2 protein-coding genes are annotated in these 2102 nt (G+C 68.4%); one reads left to right on the forward strand and one right to left on the reverse strand.

The window, feature by feature from the left end; all coding sequences use genetic code 11:
* Positions 1 to 173: 173 nt before the first annotated feature.
* The gene (locus ACLN58_RS21500) at positions 174 to 1268 is read right to left on the reverse strand and encodes a Gfo/Idh/MocA family protein (protein ID WP_415857248.1); all 1095 of its coding nucleotides are present in this window, start codon (positions 1266 to 1268) and stop codon (positions 174 to 176) included.
* Between the two features lie 164 nt (positions 1269 to 1432).
* On the opposite strand from ACLN58_RS21500, the gene ACLN58_RS21505 reads away from it, so the two are divergent.
* Complete coding sequence (locus ACLN58_RS21505; protein ID WP_415857249.1) at positions 1433 to 2083, forward strand: TetR/AcrR family transcriptional regulator; 651 nt, start codon at positions 1433 to 1435, stop codon at positions 2081 to 2083.
* The last annotated feature ends 19 nt before the right edge of the window (positions 2084 to 2102 follow it).

The raw sequence follows: 2102 nt of genomic DNA on the forward strand, positions 1-2102 counted from the left end.
CGCGGTGCCGGCGATCGCGACTAGGGCGGCAGCACCGGCGTCGTAGGCGGCAGCACCGCCGTCGGCCGAAGTGCTACCGGCGGGGTGGAGCGAAACCGGCAAGGAGGCGACGACCTGGGCGACGCCGCCCATGGCGTCGGCCTCGGGGGAGGACGTGACGGTGAGCTGCTGAGTCATGCGATGGCCTCTTTCTGGGGCGCGGTGGCCTGAGATGCTGCGGCCTCGGACGCTGCGGAGGCCCGGACGGCGGCCGAGGCCTTGTCGGCCACGTCGAGGGCGAAGGTGAGGTCGTGGATGAGTTCCGTGACGTCGAGAGGGGCGGCCTTCCCGCTCGCCAGATCGGCCAGGTACCGCCATTCGCCTTCGTAGCCGTTGTGGGGGTACGGGCCGTACACCGTGGCTTCGCCTCCGCGCGTGATGGCCGCGGTCGCGGAGCCGGCCTGGACGTAGGACGGCGTGAAGTCGATCCGAAGCGAGGCGACGTCGCTCAGGGCCTCGAAGGTCCACTCGGGTTGCCAGCTCTCGGTGCTGATTCCGGAGACCTGCACGCTCCGGTCGCCAATGCGCAGGTTGACCAGATAGCCGAACGGGTCTGGGACGTGGCATGAGAGGACTTCGAGGTCGGTGAAATCCGGGCAGAACGCGCGCACGAGCGGTAGGTCGTGGATCGCGAGGCCCATGATGCCGGCGCGGACCATGCCGGCTGCGACCTCCGGGTCGTGGCGGTCCTGCCGCGCCCGCTCGGGACGCGTGATGACCTCCGTGGCGAAGTCCTCGAAGCGGGGATTGGGCGGGAGGACGATCGAGTAGCGGATCGTGTGCGCTGTGCGGACCAGATCGCCCCAGTGCTCCTTGGCGGCGAGCCAGCCCGGGTCGAACGTGTGCATCGCCCCGACGATGATCGGCACGCGGGTCTCCCGCGAGACCGCCGCGATCTCCTCGGCCTCGGCCTGGCTCATGGCGAACGGCTTCTCGCACAGCACGGCCTGCTTCCCGGCGCGGCAGGCCGCGATGACCTGCTCGGCGTGGAACTGGTGCGGGCTGCAGATCACGATGACCTGGACGGCCTTGTCCGCGAGCAGATCGTCCATGCTTGTGGTCCACGCGGTGCCGACCCTTCCGGCCACCGACTCCGCGATCGCTGGGTCTACGTCCATGATCTTCGCAACGTGGAACACGTCCCGGAGACGCGCGAGGGTCGGCAGATGGATGGCCTGGGTGACGGGGCCTGCACCGAGGATGCCGACGCCGAGGGTAGATGTTCTCAAGTGCTCACCGTTTCTCTGTGCCGTGGGGGGTGGGTGTCGTGGCGGCCCATGCCGTTGGTGCCTTGGCATTCCGTGGCCGGGCAACACCTAAAAGGTATATGGAAATTTACCTTTGGCGCAACCGAGATGCGTGGCGAACTGCGTCCGGAGGTAGGCTCCAAGGCGTGACCGCCTCGCCCGACCCTTCGGGGCCAGCCCAACGCAGCCCTCGAGGCCCATACAAGAAGGGGATCGAGCGTCGCCGCGAAGTCGTCTCCGTGGCGATGGACGTCTTCGGGCAGCATGGCTTCAAAGGCGGCACGCTCCAGCGGGTCGCCGAGCGCGTGGGTCTCACTCCCGCCGCGGTTCTGAAGCTCTTCGGCAGCAAGGAGGGCCTGCTGATCGCCGTCCTCGAGCACTGGGGCGAGGTGACGTCGCAAGCCATGGGTTCACCGAATCGGGGCTACGAGCTCTTGGAGGCCTTCAAGAAGCTCATGCGCTACCACACCCGGCACCGGGGGCTTCTCGAGCTCTACGTGACCATGGCGGCGGAGGCGACTTCGGCGGATCACCCGGCCCATGAATTCATGACGAGACGCTACGGCGCGACCCTCGCCACGATGCGCCGCCTCTTCCGCGACGCCATCGAGGACGGGCACTTCCGTCCTCTGGCCGAGGAGGAGATTGACGGCGAGGCCGAGTGGCTGCTCGCGACCATGGACGGGCTCGAGATCCAGTTCCTGCTCAACCCGGCGTTCGACCTCGAGCGCTCGTTCGCGGCGTTCGTCGATCGCTTGGTGGCCCGCCTGTCCGTCAGCCGGCCCTCGGGCTCCTGATCGGGGCCCGGCGCGGTCA

It is taken from the genome of Sinomonas sp. G460-2, assembly GCF_047759905.1.
Classification (GTDB): Bacteria; Actinomycetota; Actinomycetes; order Actinomycetales; family Micrococcaceae; genus Sinomonas.